This window comes from Roseateles flavus, assembly GCF_039872765.1.
In the GTDB taxonomy this organism is placed as follows: domain Bacteria; phylum Pseudomonadota; class Gammaproteobacteria; order Burkholderiales; family Burkholderiaceae_C; genus Roseateles_B; species Roseateles_B flavus.
Map to the genome: position 1 here is coordinate 246153 of NZ_JBDPZC010000002.1, position 16946 is coordinate 263098.

11 protein-coding genes are annotated in these 16946 nt (G+C 71.2%); 6 read left to right on the forward strand and 5 right to left on the reverse strand.

Going from position 1 to position 16946, the window contains the following annotated elements; all coding sequences use genetic code 11:
- Positions 1-31: 31 nt before the first annotated feature.
- Both ABDJ40_RS06840 and ABDJ40_RS06845 read right to left on the reverse strand, forming a co-directional pair.
- A complete protein-coding gene (locus ABDJ40_RS06840) occupies positions 32-1840 on the reverse strand; it encodes an OPT/YSL family transporter (RefSeq protein WP_347607940.1) in 1809 nt (602 codons plus the stop codon).
- Positions 1841-1996: 156 nt separating this feature from the next.
- Positions 1997-4435 (reverse strand): CehA/McbA family metallohydrolase, encoded by a 2439-nt coding sequence (locus tag ABDJ40_RS06845; protein ID WP_347607943.1) that lies wholly within the window; start codon positions 4433-4435, stop codon positions 1997-1999.
- A 324-nt stretch (positions 4436-4759) separates the two neighbouring features.
- On the opposite strand from ABDJ40_RS06845, the gene ABDJ40_RS06850 reads away from it, so the two are divergent.
- The 3 genes from ABDJ40_RS06850 to ABDJ40_RS06860 all read left to right on the forward strand — a co-directional run bounded on the left by ABDJ40_RS06850 (position 4760) and on the right by ABDJ40_RS06860 (position 7132).
- Entirely contained in the window at positions 4760-6307 is a 1548-nt protein-coding gene (locus ABDJ40_RS06850; protein WP_347607946.1) for a methyl-accepting chemotaxis protein, read from the forward strand.
- Between the two features lie 129 nt (positions 6308-6436).
- Complete coding sequence (locus ABDJ40_RS06855; protein WP_347607949.1) at positions 6437-6715, forward strand: hypothetical protein; 279 nt, start codon at positions 6437-6439, stop codon at positions 6713-6715.
- A gap of 12 nt (positions 6716-6727) precedes the next feature.
- Positions 6728-7132, forward strand: coding sequence for a hypothetical protein (locus tag ABDJ40_RS06860; RefSeq protein WP_347607952.1), 405 nt, complete (start codon positions 6728-6730; stop codon positions 7130-7132).
- Positions 7133-7295: 163 nt separating this feature from the next.
- On the opposite strand, the gene ABDJ40_RS06865 is transcribed toward ABDJ40_RS06860, so the two are convergent.
- Positions 7296-8768, reverse strand: coding sequence for an aminotransferase-like domain-containing protein (locus tag ABDJ40_RS06865; RefSeq protein ID WP_347607955.1), 1473 nt, complete (start codon positions 8766-8768; stop codon positions 7296-7298).
- Between the two features lie 151 nt (positions 8769-8919).
- On the opposite strand from ABDJ40_RS06865, the gene ABDJ40_RS06870 reads away from it, so the two are divergent.
- On the forward strand, positions 8920-9240 hold the full coding sequence (locus ABDJ40_RS06870) for a DUF2917 domain-containing protein (protein WP_347607958.1): 321 nt from the start codon (positions 8920-8922) through the stop codon (positions 9238-9240).
- A 94-nt stretch (positions 9241-9334) separates the two neighbouring features.
- Positions 9335-10963: a peptide chain release factor 3 gene (locus tag ABDJ40_RS06875; RefSeq protein ID WP_347607961.1), complete on the forward strand. Its 1629-nt coding sequence runs from the start codon at positions 9335-9337 to the stop codon at positions 10961-10963.
- A gap of 72 nt (positions 10964-11035) precedes the next feature.
- Here the strand turns inward: ABDJ40_RS06875 and ABDJ40_RS06880 are convergent, their stop codons facing one another.
- Entirely contained in the window at positions 11036-11581 is a 546-nt protein-coding gene (locus ABDJ40_RS06880; RefSeq protein ID WP_347607964.1) for a porin family protein, read from the reverse strand.
- 236 nt (positions 11582-11817) lie between these two features.
- Here ABDJ40_RS06880 and ABDJ40_RS06885 point away from each other — a divergent pair, with 236 nt between their 5' ends.
- Positions 11818-16020 carry a hypothetical protein gene (locus tag ABDJ40_RS06885; protein WP_347607967.1) on the forward strand — a complete coding sequence of 1401 codons (4203 nt, stop codon included), beginning with the start codon at positions 11818-11820 and terminating at the stop codon, positions 16018-16020.
- 36 nt (positions 16021-16056) lie between these two features.
- Here ABDJ40_RS06885 and ABDJ40_RS06890 read toward each other — a convergent pair whose 3' ends face one another.
- Positions 16057-16911 carry a substrate-binding periplasmic protein gene (locus tag ABDJ40_RS06890; RefSeq protein ID WP_347607970.1) on the reverse strand — a complete coding sequence of 285 codons (855 nt, stop codon included), beginning with the start codon at positions 16909-16911 and terminating at the stop codon, positions 16057-16059.
- Positions 16912-16946: the final 35 nt, after the last annotated feature.

Consider the following 16946-nt stretch of genomic DNA (forward strand, 5'->3'; position numbering starts at 1 on the left):
GCCTCTTGTTCATGGTGCGAGGGACGGTGCGTCAGAGCACGGCCAGCAGGCCCGCCACGCCCAGGCCCAGGGCCGCGAGCGCATCGCCGGCAATCAGACCGCCGCCGACCAGGGAGGTCGAGCTCATGTCGGACGGCAGCTCCTCCTCGCCCGGCTTGGGCGGGGTCTTGGGCGCGAAGGTATTGATCGCGCTGGAGACCGTGCCGCCCGCCGCGAACCAGGCCGAGGTGGCCAGGTTCACGAAGCCGCCGAAGGACGAGGCATAGGGGCTGGGCAGGACCACCGCGTCCAGCATGAAGTCCGTGCCGAAGCCCAGACGCGAGCCGGCCGCGAAGCGCTGGTAGGCGCCGTTGGCCTTGATCCACTTGCGCAGGAACTCCGTCACCAGGCCGATGGCGATGCCGATCAGGATGGCGTCGGTCTGGTAGGGCTTGGGGTCGGTCAGGCTGCGCAGGGCGCCGACGAACTTGTAGGTCATGGCCGAGGTCCACTGCGCCGGGGCCTGGTCCTTGCTCATCACGGTCTGGTCCAGGTTCAGCACCGGGTAGGCCGTCATGAAGAGCTTGGCGATGGCCACCGCCATCACCGCGCCCAGCAGCAGGCCCACGACCTGGAAGCGGAACTGCAGGGTCCGGTTGGAGCCCAGGCGCCAGCCGGTGGAGCGGTCCTGCTGCATGTCGCCAGCCACGCTGGCCGAGACGAAGACCACCATGGCCGCCATCAGCGCCAGCATCGGGTCCTTCAGGCCCAGGCTGGCCAGCACCAGCACGGTCACCACGAAGGAGGAGGAGATGGGGTTGGAGTCCGTCAGCCCCAGGGAGATGCCGCAGACGATGACGAAGAGGTAGCACAGGGCCACGGCCAGCAGCATGAAGCCCAGGGGCTCATGGAAGAACTGCACGCCGCAGATCACCGTGGCCACGGTCCACACGCCCACCCAGGCGAGCAGGCGGGGCATGCTGGCGCGGGGGCCGGTGCGCTGCTCGTCCGGCACCACCACGCGCTCGCCTGGCTGGGCCAGGCGGCGCACGACGCGGTAGAAGATCAGCGAGAGGTCGATGACGGCCGCGCCCAGGATCATGCCCAGCGCAATCAGGAAGGCGATCTTGCGGAAGGGCTCGCCCTCGTGCAACCAGCCGATGCTGATGAAGTAGGGCGAGAGGCCTTCGAAGACCAGGCCGGCCACGATGGCCGGAATGCCCACGCGGGCGCCGACGATCAGCCCGGCGCCAAAGGTGGAGGTGGACAGCTCGATCGTGCCCATCCAGACCACCTTGGCCGCCGCGATGCCCCCCACCAGGCCAGCGCCCAGTCCGCCGAACAGGCGGGACACCGACTGGCGCAGCAGCACCGGGTCCGTCAGCGCGCGCAGGATGTTGGCCACCGCCAGACCCGAGGGGAAGGTCAGCTGCATGCGCTCGACCAGGATGGGCGTGTAGAGCATGCCGATGCCCGCGGCCATCATGCTGATGCACAGCATGTACAGCACCAGCTGCCAGTCGGGCACCTGAGGCATGCCCATCCAGGTCATGGCCTGGATCAGGGTGCTCATGGCCATCATGCCGGCCACGGAGGCGGCCGTCGTCTGGATGTAGTTGGCGCCGTGGCGGCCCTCGGGCCCGTAGCCATAGGTGATCACCGAGCCCAGGATGCCGGCCAGCACCTGGCCGCCGACGAAGAAGCCGATGGAGAAGTTCATGAAGGCGGCCGTGACGCCACCCAGGGGTCCGAGGATGAACATGCCGACCGCGGCCAGCAGGGTGTAGTAGCCCCAGCTGCCGACGGGGGGCAGCCAGGCCCAGCGCCGGGTGTCGGGCTGGATGAGGGAGGATTGGGACATGGTGCTTCCGGATTGGGGAATGGCCGCGACTGTAATCGCCGTGTAAGCCCGTCACCACGGGTCTTCCCCCCCCCTGCCCCGGTCCGGACCGCCGCCCTGATCTGCCGCAAGAACCCGCCTGCCAGGGCGGCAGGCGGGTTCTTGCGGCGGCTCTGATCAGGGGTAGCTCAAGGTCAGCGTGTAGCGCTGCGTGGTGCTGCTGCCCGAGTAGGAGACCACCTTGATGTAGACCGTCTGCGCGCTGCTGCCGTTCGTGTAGGTCACGCTCTCGCTGCTGCTGCTGCCCTCGGAGGCGACCAGCGTCGTGCCGCTTCCGTTGACGAGGTAGAGGTCGTAGTCGGTCGTGGAGGGGCCGACCATGTCCACGCGCAGCTTCTTGCCTGCGGCCAGGCTCAGCTTGAAGAAGTCCTTGTCGCTGCTGCTGCCCATGGTGCCGCTGAGGGTCGTCTGGCCGCTCACCACGTTGGCGCTGGCGATGGTGCCGTTGGACTCGGTCTCGTTGAGCGTGGCGCCGGCATTGCTGACGCTGAAACTCACGCTGGAGGAAGCCCCGACGTTGCCGGCAGCGTCATAGGCGCGCGCCACCAAGGTGTGGCTGCCGTTGCCGAGCGTCGTGGAGTCCAGCGCCAGGCTGTAGGGAGCGCTCGTGTCGCTGCCCTTGAGGTTGCCGTCCACCACGAAGTCCACCCGGCTCACGCCCACGTTGTCGCTCGCGGTGGCGGACAGCGTGAGCATGCCCGCCGTGCCGCTGACCGCTGCGCTGGCCGTCGGGGGCGTGGTGTCCGCGGTGCCACCGCCGGAGGTCTGGGTGACCCAGATGGGCGCGGACCACAGGATCTTGCCGTCGTCCTGCGTGACCTTGGCGTAGTAGAAGTGCTCGCCCACGGCTGGCGTGACGGTGGCCGTGGCGGTGCTGGCCAGCGTGCTGACCGTGCCGTTGCGCCTGGGCACGCCCTCGATGATCTGGACGCTGGCCACGCTGCGGCCCGCGCTGTTGGCGAAGCCCACGCTCAGCTGCAGCGGTCCGCTGTTGCTGAAGCGTTCGCCCATCAGATGGCCGTTGGCCTGCAGCACCAGCTGCGAGTTCTTGTCCATGGTGGCGAACACGCGGCGCGCCTTGAGCGCATCCAGCAAGGCCGTGCGGCCCAGGGTCGTGCCGTTGGGAATCAGCACACCGGTGCGGTTGGTGTAGGACTTGCCCCAGTTCGCGCAGTGGTTGTCCTGGTTGCTCGCCGGCGCGACATGAAAGCCCCGCTCCAGCAGCAGGTTGAAGGCATCCTCGTAGCTGCTGCGGCCGGTTTCGGTCTCGCTGGTGTTGCTGGAAAAGGCCGAGGTGTTGAGGATCTCGGCCAGCACCATGACCTCGTCGCCGTCGGCGCTGTAGGCCAGGGCCGTGCCGTTGATGGCGAACTGGCCGGAGGTCTCGGGATGGTTGAACTGGCCGATCAGGCCCTGGCTGCGCATCACCCCGTACAGCGCGGCGTAATCGCTCTTGGCAACGTAGCGGTCGCCGAAGAGCTCGTTGCTGCTGCTGTATTCCCAGGCAAGGAGCTCGTTGCTGTTGAAGATGTTGAGGTGGCCGCCATTGTTGATCACGCCCCACTCCATGCCGTACAGCGCCAGGAAGCCCGGATTGGCCGCATTGAAGCTGCTCGCGGCCGAGAGGCCGGCCTGGTAGCGGCTGCGCGCGGTGGCGGGGCTGGCAGAGGTATTGGTCCCGGAGGAGCCGTCGAAGTAGTGGTTGTGCTCCGAGGTCATCAGCACGTCCAGGCCCGCATTGCGGCCATAGGCAAAGGCATCGGTCGGGCCGTAGGCACCGGTCTGTGCAGGCTGGGACGAGGTGCAGTTGCCCAGCGCGCCGCCGCCGTCGGAGTCATTGGTCTGGCTGTGCAGATTGGCGTAGTAGACGGTGAAGGGCAAGGCGCCGGTCGCCGCGACCGACTGGATGCGTGCCCGCTGCGACTCACCCGCCTCCGGTGCGGTGCGCAGCGGCGCGAAGGCCGGCATCTGCGGGCCGGCCGGACGCCCGACCTGGAAGCCCCAGCGCTGCTGGACCTCATGACCCTGAGCCCGGGCCCAGAGCGCAGTGCGGCGGGCCTCGCCACTCGACGGCGCAGCCTGCGCCACCTCGCCAGGCACCGCGACGGCCGTCAGCCGCGCCTCGTAGCGACCTTCAGGCAAGACCTGACCCTGGGCATCCAGCCCATCCCAGGCCTGCACCAGCGTCAGGGGCCGACCGCCCCAGACCGCCTCGCCGACCAGCACGCGGCGCTGCTGCTGGCGCTCGTCCACCAGGGCGATCTGCCAGGCAAACACCTGCCCGGGCGCCATGCCCGGGTAGCTGAGGTTCACCGCCAGCTCGCGTGCCGCCTGACCGTTGGCCGTGCGGTACGGCAGGTAGAGGCTGGCATCGAATTCGTGGTGATCCGGAAACTTGGCGGCCGGATTGACCAGGCCCTGGGCCTCCTCCTGCTTCGCCGGAAGCGGCGTGCTGCCGCCCGGGGATTCGCCCGAGCACGCACTCAGCAGGGCGGCCGCGAGGGCCACCGGCCACAGGGCGGAGCCCCGGATTTGAGAGAGCAAAGGTTTGCGCATACGTTTGCGCGCGCAGGCGACCGCGGTCGCAGAGACGGATTTCATGGGAACCAGGCCTTCCGTTGTTGTCGTGGATGGGTGCAGGCGTCCTCGGCGCCGGCGGGCCGGACTGTGCGGGGAGCGCGCGCCGGGATCAATGAGGGTTTGCAGAGCCGGTGCATTCACCAATTCGTCAAGAAGTGGACGGCGTGCTGGCCCCGCCTTTCACGCGCCGCCCGCACTTGATCAAGCTCAAGTGGCGCCCCCCGGGTGCCCCCTAGGCTGTCGATTGGTCGGGATCGTGGGCCCGGCAGCAGGACGGCCTCGCGCCGATGGAGGTCCCCGATGCGATTGAATGAACCCGTGACCCAGCGAGAGCACCTGTTCCAGGACGAGCTGCTCGTCTCCACCACCGATGCCCAGGGCCGCATCACCCACTGCAACGCCGCCTTCTGCAGCGTCAGCGGCTACAGCTACCAGGAATTGATGGGCCAGCCGCACAACCTCGTGCGCCATCCCGACATGCCGGGGGAGGCCTTCAAGGACATGTGGTCCACCATCGGCCGCGGCCGCCCCTGGACGGGCATCGTCAAGAACCGGCGCAAGAATGGTGACCACTACTGGGTGCGCGCCAATGTGACGCCCATCCTGGAGCGCGGCAAGCCGGTGGGCTATATGTCGGTGCGCGAGGCGCCGACGCGCCAGGAGATCCAGGACGCCGAGCAGCTCTATGCCCGCCTGCGCGAGCAGCAGCGCAGCGGCATCCAGCGCATCCGCCTGCATGCCGGCCGGGTGCGGCGCACCGGGCTGCGTGACCTCCCCGCCCGCTGGCACCGGCTCAACATCACCCAGCGTCTGGTCGCGGGGCTGAGCGGCATCGGCCTGGGCGCCGCGGCCGCGAGCTGGCTGCTGCCCGGCTGGGGGGCCTGGGCGCCCGTGAGCGCGGCCCTGCTGGGCAGCGTTTGGCTGGTCATCTGGTTCCAGATCGACATCCAGCAGCGCCTGGACGATGCCGAGGAAGCCGCCAACCGCATCGCCAGCTGCAACCTGGTCGACCGGGTGGAGAACGTGCACCCGCATCCGGTGAGCGCCATCACCCGGGCGCTGAGCCAGATCCAGATCAATCTGCGCGCCGTGATCGGCGACGCCCGCGAAGAGGTGCTGGGCACCGTGCAGACCACGGCCGAGCTGGCGCGGGCCGGGCAGGACCTGTCGGACCGCACCGAGCACCAGGCCAGCGCCGTGCAGCGCTCGGCGGCCAGCATGGAGCAGATCGCCACCACGGTACGCCAGACGGCGGACACCGCCAGCCAGGTGGCGGCGCAATCGACCTCGGCCGCCGGCGCGGCCCAGCGCAGCGGGGAGGCCGTGGGGCGCGTCAACAGCGCGTTCACGGCCATCGAGGCCTCGTCCCGGCGTATCGGGGACATCGTGCAGGTCATCGAGGGCATCGCCTTCCAGACCAACATCCTGGCGCTCAATGCCGCCGTGGAGGCCGCCCGCGCGGGCGATTCGGGCCGCGGCTTCGCGGTGGTCGCCAGCGAGGTGCGCGCCCTGGCCCAGCGCAGCGCCACCGCGGCCAAAGAGGTGCGCCAGGTGATCCAGGCCTCGGTCGAGCAGGTCGCGCAGAGTGCCCGCGAGATGGACGAGGCCAACGAGACCATCCGCCGCACCGTCGGCGAGGTGGACCGCGTGGGCACCATGATGGCCGAGATCCGGCGCGCCACCACCGAGCAGTCCAGCGGCATTGCCGAGGTCAACACCGCGGTCACCACGCTGGACCGCATGACCCAGGAGAACTCCGCCATGGTCGAGCAGACCACCGCGGCGGTGGAAGCCCTGCTGCAGCGCTCGGAAACGCTCAAGCGTTCGCTGGAGGTGTTCAGGGCCTGAGCGCAGGCAGCCTGCGCGTCCCGGCGCCTTCTGACCGCACGCGGCTCGTCCTGGCATGGCGGCCACGCAGGCGCAGCGCTGGAGCATGGCGGCCGGACGCTTGAGCCGCCCGCCCGCACCGGGAGTTCCATGCAGACACGACGCGTCTTCACCCTGCTCTGGCGGGTCAATGCCCTGATCATCCTCGTGGTCGGACTCCTCGCGACCGCCCTCCTGGCAGCCGCCGGCTATCTGCTGCTCAAGGACGCAACGCGGACACGCCATGTGGACGACATAGCCCGCACGGCGCTGGGCGACGTCCGGGACAGCCGGGCGGAGCTCGGTGCCTTCGGCCCCATCCACGGCAGTCCGCTGCTACGCGCGCGCCTGACCGTGCCGCAGACCTATGCGCTGGGCTCGGGCTCCTAGGAAGCCGGCTCCGTGCCGAACTATGTCTATGTCGACCCATCCCGGCGCTCGGCCCACTGGCTGCTCCCGTCAATGGACAGCGTCATCCTCAGTTCCGAAGCGCTGCCTTCCAGTGAATACGGGAGCAAGACGCGGGAGGCCGTCGCCTATGTCCATGCCACCGTCAGCGTCGACAGCAGCGGCGACGAGCGGCTCTCGGCCTCGGACGCCCAGCAGATCGCGGTGTCGGCGCCGGACGGCAAGGGCTACCGCCTGCTTGCCGACAAGGCAGACCGGCTCCTGGATGCCCGACTCCTGGATGGCGGCCGGCTGTTCATCCTGTATGCCAAGGGCAAGAAGCTGACGGCCATCGAGCTGCATGCACGCGATCTCTCGTCGCCGCTGGTCAGCTACGAGCTGCCGGCCTCGATCAAGTAGCGGGCTGCCCAGGCCTTCGATGGCAAGACCTGACCCTGCGCAGGGGCCCTGGCCGGCGATGCCCACGGCCGGTCGCAGCGGACACTGCGCGGCGCCTGCCGCTTCAGCGCTTGCCGGCAGCGTCCAGGGTCAGGGACGCCTCGCTGCCCCTTGGGGTGCCGGCTCAGGCCCGCCGCAGCAGCTCGCAGGCCAGCTGTCCCACCCGCGCCAGCGCCTGCGGGTGGCGATCCGTCCAGTCGGCGCCGACGCCGATGCGCACGCAGTTCTTGAAGCGCTCGTGGGCACTGAACAGCCGCCCCGGCGCGACCAGGATGCCCTCGGCCTGGGCGGCCTCGAACAGCGCCTGCGCGTCCAGGCCCCGCGGCAGCTCCACCCACAGCAGGAAGCCGCCGGGCGGGTCGCTCACCCGCGTGCCGGGCGGGAAGTGCTCGGCCAACAGACTGCGGGCCTCTTCCAGCCGGGCCGCCGCCCAGCTGCGCAGCTGGCGCATGCCCGCCAGATAGCCGGCCTGCGCGAGCAACTCGGCCATGGCCAGCTCGATCACCGCTGTCTGGGCACCCTGCACGTTGTTGAGCTGGCGCAGGCGCGCGGTCCAGCGGCCGGCTTCCACCCAGCCCAGGCGCAGGCCTGGCGCCACCGTCTTGGTGAAGGAGTCGCACAGCATGACGTGGCCGGTGGTGTCGAAGCTCTTCACCGTGCGCCGCAGCTCGTCGCTGAAGACCAGGTCGTTGTAGACCGCATCCTCGATGACGGCGAAATCGTGCTGGCTGGCCATCTGCGCCAGCCGCCGGCGCTCGGCCAGGGGCATGCAGCTCCCCAGGGGATTGCTCAGCGTGGGCACCACCAGCACCGCCTTGACCGGCTGGGTGTCCAGCGCCAGCTGCAGCGCGTCCAGTGACAGGCCGTGGCGCGGATGGGTGGGGATCTCCAGGGCCTTGAGGTGCAGGCTCTGCAGCAGCTCCAGGAAGGAGTAGTGCGTGGGGGATTCGATGGCCACCACATCGCCCGGCTGCGTCACGGAACGCAGGCACAGGCTGATGGCTTCCATGCAGCCGGCGGTCAGGGTGATGCGCTCCGGATCCAGGCTGCAGCCCAGCCCCAGGGCATAGCGCGCCAGCGCCTGGCGCGCCACCTCGTGCCCGTTGGGGCCCGGGTATTCGCACAGGAGATGGCGGTGGCGCTGCACGGCGCGCACCAGCGTGCGGCGCACGCGATCGGCGTCCAGCATGGCCGCCCCCGGGGTGCCGCTGCTGAAGCTCACCAGCGCCTGGCGGTCCTGGAGCCCCAGCAGGCGCTGGCCCAGCACGTCCACATGCACCGGCTGCGCCCGCCGCGGCACCCGACCCACCGTGGGCTCGGGCAGCTGGGTCGAGCGGCTGGCCGCGACAAAGAAGCCCGAGCGCGGCCGGGCAACGACCAGGCGGGCATCCTCCAGCCAGTGGTAGGCCTGCACCACGGTGCTGAGCGCCACGCCGTACTGGCGGGCCGTCTCCCGCACCGAAGGCAGGCGCTGGCCGCGCGCCAGGCTGCCCTGGCGGATGGCCTCGGCCAGGGTGTGGGCGATGCGCAGGTACAGCGCGCCGCCCTCCTGCGGACGGGCGGCGGCGGAAGGTTCAGGCAGCGCTGCGGCAGTCATCACGGGATTGTGTACTGGCCGGCAAGCGGGCAGGCAGTACAGATGCCCGGCCCCTCAACCCATACAGATGGCTCGACCACGCCACTGTCCTGCCGGCCTTCGCCGCGGCCTGTGTCTGGCGGCCGGGCCTGGGCGCCGCGACAGTGGAGGCATGGACACCACCCTGCCGCCCCCCTCCTCGCGCTCATCCACCCACGCCCTGCGCCCTGTGCCCAGGGCGGCCGCGGTGCCGGAACCCCTGCCGGCCAGCCAGCTGCTGGTACTGGCAGCCAGCGGCCACAGCCAGGCCCTGGACTGCCCAGCCGGCGGCGAGCTCCGCATCCTGCAGGGGCGGGTGTGGATCAGCCGTGAAGGCCACGCCGAGGATCTGTTCCTGGACAGCGGCGAGATGCTGCGCCTGCAGGAAGCGGCCCGCCTGCACCTCAGCGCCGAGCTGGCGGCACCGGCCTGGGTGCGCCTGGCGCCCGAGTGAAGCCGGGCCCTGCCCTGCGATAATCCGCGCCTTCCCCAAAAAAGGTCTGGCCAGCGCGCGGTGTCGTCCGCAGCGGGCACGGACTCCCGAACCCATGTCCACCGAGCTGTCCACCCGCATCGAGACGGAAGTGCGCCGCCGCCGCACCTTCGCCATCATTTCCCACCCTGACGCGGGCAAGACCACGCTGACGGAAAAGCTGCTGCTGTTCTCGGGCGCCATCCAGATCGCCGGTTCGGTGAAGGCGCGCAAGGCCAGCCGCCATGCGACCTCGGACTGGATGGAGATCGAAAAGCAGCGCGGCATCTCGGTGGCCTCCTCGGTCATGCAGATGGAATACCGCGACTGCGTGATCAACCTGCTGGACACCCCGGGCCACCAGGACTTCTCGGAAGACACCTACCGCGTGCTGACGGCCGTCGATGCGGCCCTGATGGTCATCGACGCGGCCAACGGCGTCGAGCCCCAGACCCGCCGCCTGCTGCAGGTCTGCCGCGCCCGCAACACGCCCATCCTCACCTTCGTCAACAAGATGGACCGCGAGGTCCAGGAGCCGCTGGCCCTGCTGGACGAGATCGAGCGTGAGCTGGGCATGGCTGTGGTGCCCTTCACCTGGCCCGTGGGCATGGGCAAGCAGTTCCATGGCGTGATGGACCTGCGCCAGGAGCGCATGCGCGTCTTCGCCCCCGGCGAGGACCGCGTGGCGGGCGACGAGGAAGTGCTGGCTGGCCTGGACAACCCGGCCTACGCCGAGCGCTTCGGCATGCAGTACGACAACGCCAAGGGCGAGATCGAGCTGGTCAACGAGGCCGCACCGACCTTCGACCTGGAGCAGTTCCTCACCGGCAGGCAGACGCCCATGTTCTTCGGCTCCGCCGTCAACAACTTCGGCGTGCAGGAGGTGCTGGACGCGCTCGTGGAGCTGGCCCCGGCCCCTGGCGAACGCGGCGCCATGCAGCGCGTGGTCAAGCCCGAGGAACCCAAGTTCAGCGGCGTGGTGTTCAAGATCCAGGCCAATATGGACCCGGCCCACCGTGACCGCATTGCCTTCCTGCGCGTGGCCTCAGGCCACTTCGAGCGCGGCATGCGGCTGAAGGTCGTGCGCTCGGGCAAGGAGCTGCGGCCCAACACCGTGGTGAGCTTCCTCTCGCAGCGCCGCGAGCTGCTGGACGAGGCCTTCGCCGGCGACATCATCGGCATCCCCAACCACGGCGTGCTGCAGCTGGGCGACACCATCACCGAGGGCGAGGCCCTGCAGTTCACCGGCCTGCCCTTCTTCGCGCCGGAAATGTTCCGCTCCGTGGAGGTGGCCGACCCGCTGAAGACCAAGCAGCTCAAGGCCGGCCTGCAGCAGCTGGGCGAGGAAGGCGCGATCCAGGTCTTCCGCCCCGTGGCCGGCAGCGTGCTGCTGCTGGGCGCCGTGGGCCAGCTGCAGTTCGAGGTGGTGGCCCACCGCCTGGAGCACGAGTACGGCGTCAAGGCGCGCATCACGCCCAGCCGCTTCCAGGTGGCGCGCTGGGTGACCTGCGACGATGAAGCCGAACTCAAGCGCTTCATCAACGCCAATGACTTCCGCATGGCCTACGACGCCGTCGATGCGCCCACCGTGCTGGTGGAATACGCACCCGAGCTGCGTGCCATCGAGGCCAACTGGCCCAAGATCAAGTTCCACGCCCTGCGCGAGCACGCCGGCCTGGTCTTCCAGCAGCGCCTGGACGGCTGAGCGCGTCGCGCCTGCCGGAGCAAGGGGCTGCCGTGGCAGCCCCTTTTGCATGGCGGCCGGGCCCTTCCGGCCTCAGAACTGGTACTGCAGGGCCAGGTAGTAGGCGTTGACCTTGCTCTTGCCATAGCGCTCGGCACCGAGCTTGAAGGCCCAGCCGCTGCCCAGGCCGTAGCGCAGGCCGGCGCCCAGGGTCGGATCGGTCACGGTGTCCAGGCGGCGGCCGGTGGTGGAGCCCACCATCTTCGTGCGGCCGATGCCCGCGCGACCGAACACGCCCCAGCCCTCGCTCAGCGCCAGGGTGCCTTCCACGGCCAGGCCCACGTGCCGGTCGGGGATCTGGTAGGCGTCCGTGCGGCCGAAGAGCTCGGGAAAGCGGATGAAGCTCAGCTCGCGCGTGAAGCCCTCCACCGCCAGCTGCTCGCTGACGCGCCAGCCCACGGCCAGGCCCAGCGATGGGTCGGCGCCCTCCTTGTAGGCCGGCCCGCTGCCATCGGCCTTGCCGACGGACAGCGCCACATAAACGCCCGGTTCAGCGGCCCGGGCCGAAGCCGCAAAGCCCCACGCCAGGGCGATACCGGCCATCGCCAGGGCCCTGCGCCACGTCTTGTGTCTGCTCATGGTGTCTCACTCCTCCTGTGTTTGTCGGAGCGCGAGCATAGGGCGTAGGCCCCCGCCCGAAACGGCACTCCCCCCTCCCTCCCCCTTCGCCCGGGCGCAGCTCGCCCAGGCCCGGTGCCCGTGGCAAGGCAGGACCCGTGGTGCGCACGGTACTGGCAAGCCCTGAGCGCAGCGCGCCAGGCATCTGGCACAGTGGCCGCCATCTCGCGGCCGGGATGCCGCGACAGAGGGATGACATGGGCAAGAACAGAAGATGGCTCGGCCGCCTGGCCGCCTGGTGTGCTCTGGGCCTGGCCCCGTTCGCGGGCGCCCAGGGACTGCAGACGCAGGAGCTCCCCAGGCCCGTCCAGGACTGGCAGGCCTGGGCCTGGCAGGACCAGGGCCAGCGGCGCTGCCCGCCGCCCCATGACCAGCAGGGCGAGGCCAGCTGCCTGTGGCCCGCCCTGCTGAAGCTGCAGGCCGATCCGCAGGGCGCGCGCTTCCAGTACGAGGTCCATGTGCTCGGGGCTCCCGTCCGGGTCACGCTGCCGGGTGAGCCGGCGCACTGGCCGCAGGACGTCAAGGCCCAGGGCCGGAGCCTGGCCCTGGTGGCGGTCGACGAGGCCCCCACCGTGCTGCTGGCACCCGGCCACCATGTGATCGAGGGGCGCATCCCCTGGACCCGCATGCCCCAGGACCTGCCCCTGCCTCCGGGCCTGGCCAGCCTGCAGTTCAGCCTGGACGGCCAGGTGCAGGAACGCTGGGTCGGCGAGGACGGCCGGCTCTGGCTGCGCGGATCGCCCCAGCAGGTCAGCCACACCGAAAGCCTGCAGATCAAGACCGTGCGCCTGCTGGACGACGGCGTGCCCATGGGCCTGCGCACGCGCTACCAGCTGCTGGTGGCCGGCAAGGCGCGCGAGCTGGTCCTGCCCCATGCCGTGCTGCCCGAGTGGACCGCCAGCGAGCTGAACAGCCCCCTGCCCGCCCGGCTGCAGCCGGACGGCAGCCTGCGCATCCAGGCACGGCCGGGCCAGTGGATCCTGGAAGTCGCCAGCCGGCGCATGCAGCCCCTCACCCAGCTGAAGCTGCCCGAAGGGATTGCCGGCGAGGAGGAAGCCTGGCTGGTGCAGAGCCACCCGGCGCTGCGCGTGATCAGCGTGCAGGGCGCTACCGCCATCGACCCCAAGCAGCTGGAGATGCCCGATGAATGGCGCCAGCTGCCGGCCTACCGCCTGCGCCCGGGCGAGGCCCTGCAGCTGCAGGTCAGCCAGCGCGGCATGGCCGAGGCAGCGGCCGACAAGGTCAGCGTGCAGCGCAAGCTGTGGCTGGATTTCGACGGCCAGGGCTACACCGTCCAGGACCGCATGCTGGGGCAGTTCAATCGCTCGACCCGCCTGGAGATGACGCCCCCCGGCCAGCTGGGCCGCGCCAGCGTGAGCGCACAGGACCAGCCCATCACGCGGCTGGCGCCCGGCGGCCCGCTGGGCCTGGAGATCCGCCACAGCGAGAGCGGACCGCGCGGCGGGCTCAGCGCCGACAGCCGCATCGAGGGTCCCCTGCGCACACTGCCCGTCAGCGGCTGGTCGACGACGGCCCAGAGCGTGCAGACGAATCTGCAGCTGCCGCCGGGCTGGCGGCTGCTGCATGCCGGGGGCGTCGACGGCGTGCAGGGCAGCTGGGTCTCGGCCTGGACCCTGTGGGACCTGTTCTTCCTGATGCTGGCCGTGGCGGCCGCCACGCGACTGGTGCACTGGCGGCTGGGCCTGCTGCTGGGACTGGGCCTGCTGCTGGGCTGGCACCTGGCCGGCTCGCCCTCGCCGGCCCTGTGGCTGGCGATGCTGGCCCTGCTGGCCCTGGAGCGGCAGCTGCCCGCGGCGCCCCGCCTGCATCGGGCCCTGCGGCTGGGTCGCCTGGCCTGCGCCCTGGCGCTGGGCCTGCTGCTGCTGCCTTTTGCCGTCCAGCAGGCGCGCCTGAGCCTGCATCCGGCGCTGGAAGACCTGGGCCGGCCCATGGACCGCCGTGACATGGACCCGCCCCCGGGGGAAGTCGCCGTCGATGTGGCCGAGGCAGTGCCGGCGCCGGCACTCATGCCGCCCATTGAGAAGATGGCGCCGCCCCCTGGCCGGCTGCGCGAGGCGAAGCCGGAGCCTGCCAAGGCGGTCTACGGCTCCTCGTCCCAGGAGCGCCTGCGCCAGCAGGACCCGGGCCTGCGGGTGCAGACCGGGCCGGGCCTGCCCTCCTGGGGCTGGCGCAGCGTCACGCTGAGCTGGGAAGGCCCCGTCCAGCCCCAGCAGGCGTTCCGGCTGTGGCTGATCCCGCCCTGGCTGACCGCCCTGGGCCTGCGCCTGGGGAGCGTGGTCCTGCTGGTGGCGGCCTTGCTGGCGCTGCTGCGCGCCCGCGGCCAGGATGCCGCCCCACCCGGCGCACCCGGGCGAGCGACGCTGTGGCAGCGCTGGCGCCGTCCCGCCTCGGCGCCTGCGGCCCTGATGCTGGCAGCCCTGCTCGGAACCGGCCTGCTGCCGGCCCCTGCCCAGGCCCAGAGCCCCGGTCCGGAGGCCGCGGCCACCGCCGGCCTGCCCTGGCCCAGCGAGGCCCAGCTGGAGGCCCTGCGCCAGAAGACGCATCCCGCGCCGGCCTGCCTGCCCCACTGCGCAGAGTACGCGCGGGCCTGGCTCAGCGCGCGCGGCACGGCGGTGCAGCTGCGCCTGGAGCTCCACGCCCAGGCCGAGGTGGCGGTGCCGCTGCCGGGCCAGGGCAGCCACTGGCGCCCGGTCCGCATCAGCGTGGACGGCCGCACGGCGCGCACGCGGCGTGACGAGTCCGGCGCCCTGTGGCTCGCGGCCTCGCCGGGGGTCCAGCTGGTGGTGCTGGAGAGCGAGGTGGGCACTGCCGACAGCGTCGACATCGCCCTGCCCCTGCCCCTGCGCGCGCTGCAGAGCGATCTGCAGGGCTGGCAGCTGGGCGGCCTGGACGCCCGCGGGCTGCCCCAGGGCGCCCTGATCCTGAACCGGTCCACTGGCCTGGGCAGCAAGGACGCCGACGGCGGCACGCAGCGGGACAACCTCGCGCCCCTGGTGCGCATCGAGCGGCAGCTGGACCTGGACCTCAGCTGGCAGGTCCGCACGCGCATCAGCCGCCTGACGCCCAGCCGCACGCCGGTGCGCGTCCAGTTCGCCCTGCTGCCCCAGGAGAGCCTGGACGATGCCGCCGTCAAGGTCGTGGACGGCCTGGCCGAGGTCCAGCTGGGCGCCGAGGAAACGCTGGAGCTGCTGAGCCGCCTGCCCGTGCAGCCCGGCCTGCAGCTCAGGGCCCTGGACCGCCCCCTGCAGGTGGAGACCTGGTCGCTGAGCGCGGCCTCGCTCTGGCATGTGCAGTTCGAAGGCCTGGCTCCCACCAGCCATCACCAGGAGGGGCAGTGGCAGCCCCAGTGGCATCCCTGGCCGGGCGAGCAGCTGCGCCTGCAGGTCCAGCGTCCGGCAGGCGCAGCCGGGCAGACCCTCACCATGGACCGGCTCAGCACCACCATCACCCCCGGCCGCCAGATGACGGACTACGCCGTGACGCTGCACCTTCGCAGCAGCCTGGGCGGGGACCAGCCCCTGCAGCTGCCGGCCGGTGCGGAGCTGCTGGCCCTGAGCATGGACGGCCGCGAGCTGCCCCTGCTGCAGAGGGCGGGCCAGGTGCAGCTGCCCCTGGCGCCGGGCGCGCATGAAGTCCAGCTGCGCTGGCGCGAGCCGGCCGGCCTGGGCCCGCTCTTTCGCAGCAGCACGCTGGGCCTGCCCGCGGCCGGCGTCAACGAGTCCCTCACCCTGATCGTGCCGCAGGACCGCATCGCGCTCTGGATGCGGGGCCCGCTGATGGGGCCGGCCGTGCACTTCTGGGGCGTGCTGCTGGTGCTGGGCCTGCTGGCCGCCCTGCTGCGCCGCGTGCCGGACCTGCCCCTGTCGCCCGCGGGCACCGTGCTGCTGGGCCTGGGCCTCGCACCGACCGGCCTGTGGGGCCTGCCCTTCTTCGTGGCCTGGCTGCTCCTGCTGCGCCAGCGCCCGGCCTGGCAGGCGCGCCTGGGGCGCCGCACCCACAACGCCTTGCAGCTGCTGCTGGTGCTGGGATCGCTGCTCGCGCTGGTCGTGCTGCTCAATGCGCTGAGCGTGGGCCTGCTGGGCTATCCGGACCTGCGGGTGATCGGCCACAACTCCGACGCCCATGTGCTGCACTGGTACGCCGACCGCTTTGCCGGCCAGTCCAGCAGCGTGCAGCTGCTGAGCATGCCGCTGTGGGTCTACCGGCTGCTGATGCTGGCCTGGGCGCTGTGGCTGGCACTGACCCTGCTGAGCGTGCTGCGCTGGGCCTGGGCCCACTTCAGCGAGGGCGGCGTGTGGCGGGCGGGCGTCCGGCCCCTCAAGGCCGGTGCCGCAGCGCCGGTCCAGGACGGCCCCGAGCCGCCCGCACCCTCCCCCTGAGCGGCCCCTGCCCCACGATGCGGGGCGGCCGGGCGCTCAGTCCGCCTTCCAGTCCTGCTGCCCGTAGCGGGACAGGATGCGCGCCAGGCGCTTGCTGCGGCGCAGCTCGGCGATGCCCTGGTCGAGATGCTCGACCAGCTGCGCGGCGTTGGGCAGGCGCGGGCTGAAGCCCACGTAGACCGGCGAGGCCTGCTGGCAGCCGGCCTCGCGGATCTTGTCCTGCAGGCGCAGCTGCTTGACCAGCATGTGCATCACCGCCGCGCTCTCGATGACGCCGTCCAGGCGCCCGCGGGCCAGGTTGCGCGCATTGACCTCGGCGGGATTGGCGCCGCGGGTCAGCACCACGCGGGCCTTGTTCTCCGGCCGGCTGATCCACTCGCCGAAAGCGAACTCGTATTCGTAGCCCGACACCACGGCCACCTGACGGAGCCCGTCGAGGTCGGAGGCCTGGCTGAAGCGCAGCGGGTTGCCGGCGGCCACGTAGAGGCAGTCGGCCGGCTCGCCCACGGCTTCATGGCCGATCAGCAGCCCCAGGCGCTGGGCCTGCTCGCGCGTCAGCTCGGGAGCGATGGCGGCCTGCCCCTCGCGCACCTGCTGCAGGGCGCGGTCCCAGGGCACGATCTGGTATTTCAGCTGCCAGGTGGGCGGCGCGAAGATCTCGCGCAGCATCTCCACCACATAGCCCGGCCTGTCGCTGTCGGGTTGGCAGTTGTAGGGGCACCAGGGGTCGGACAGCACCAGCAAGACCTGTCCCCCAGGCGCGGCGCCGCTGGCCTGCGTCGCGGGCACGGCGCCCGCCCCCGGGGCACCGGACTGCGCCCAGGCGCCCGGGACCCCGACCAGCAGAGCCCCCAGCAGCCACACCCAACGCCCGACAGCACGCAGGTTCAAACGCTTCTCCTTGGCCGGCCAGGGCCGACGCAGCC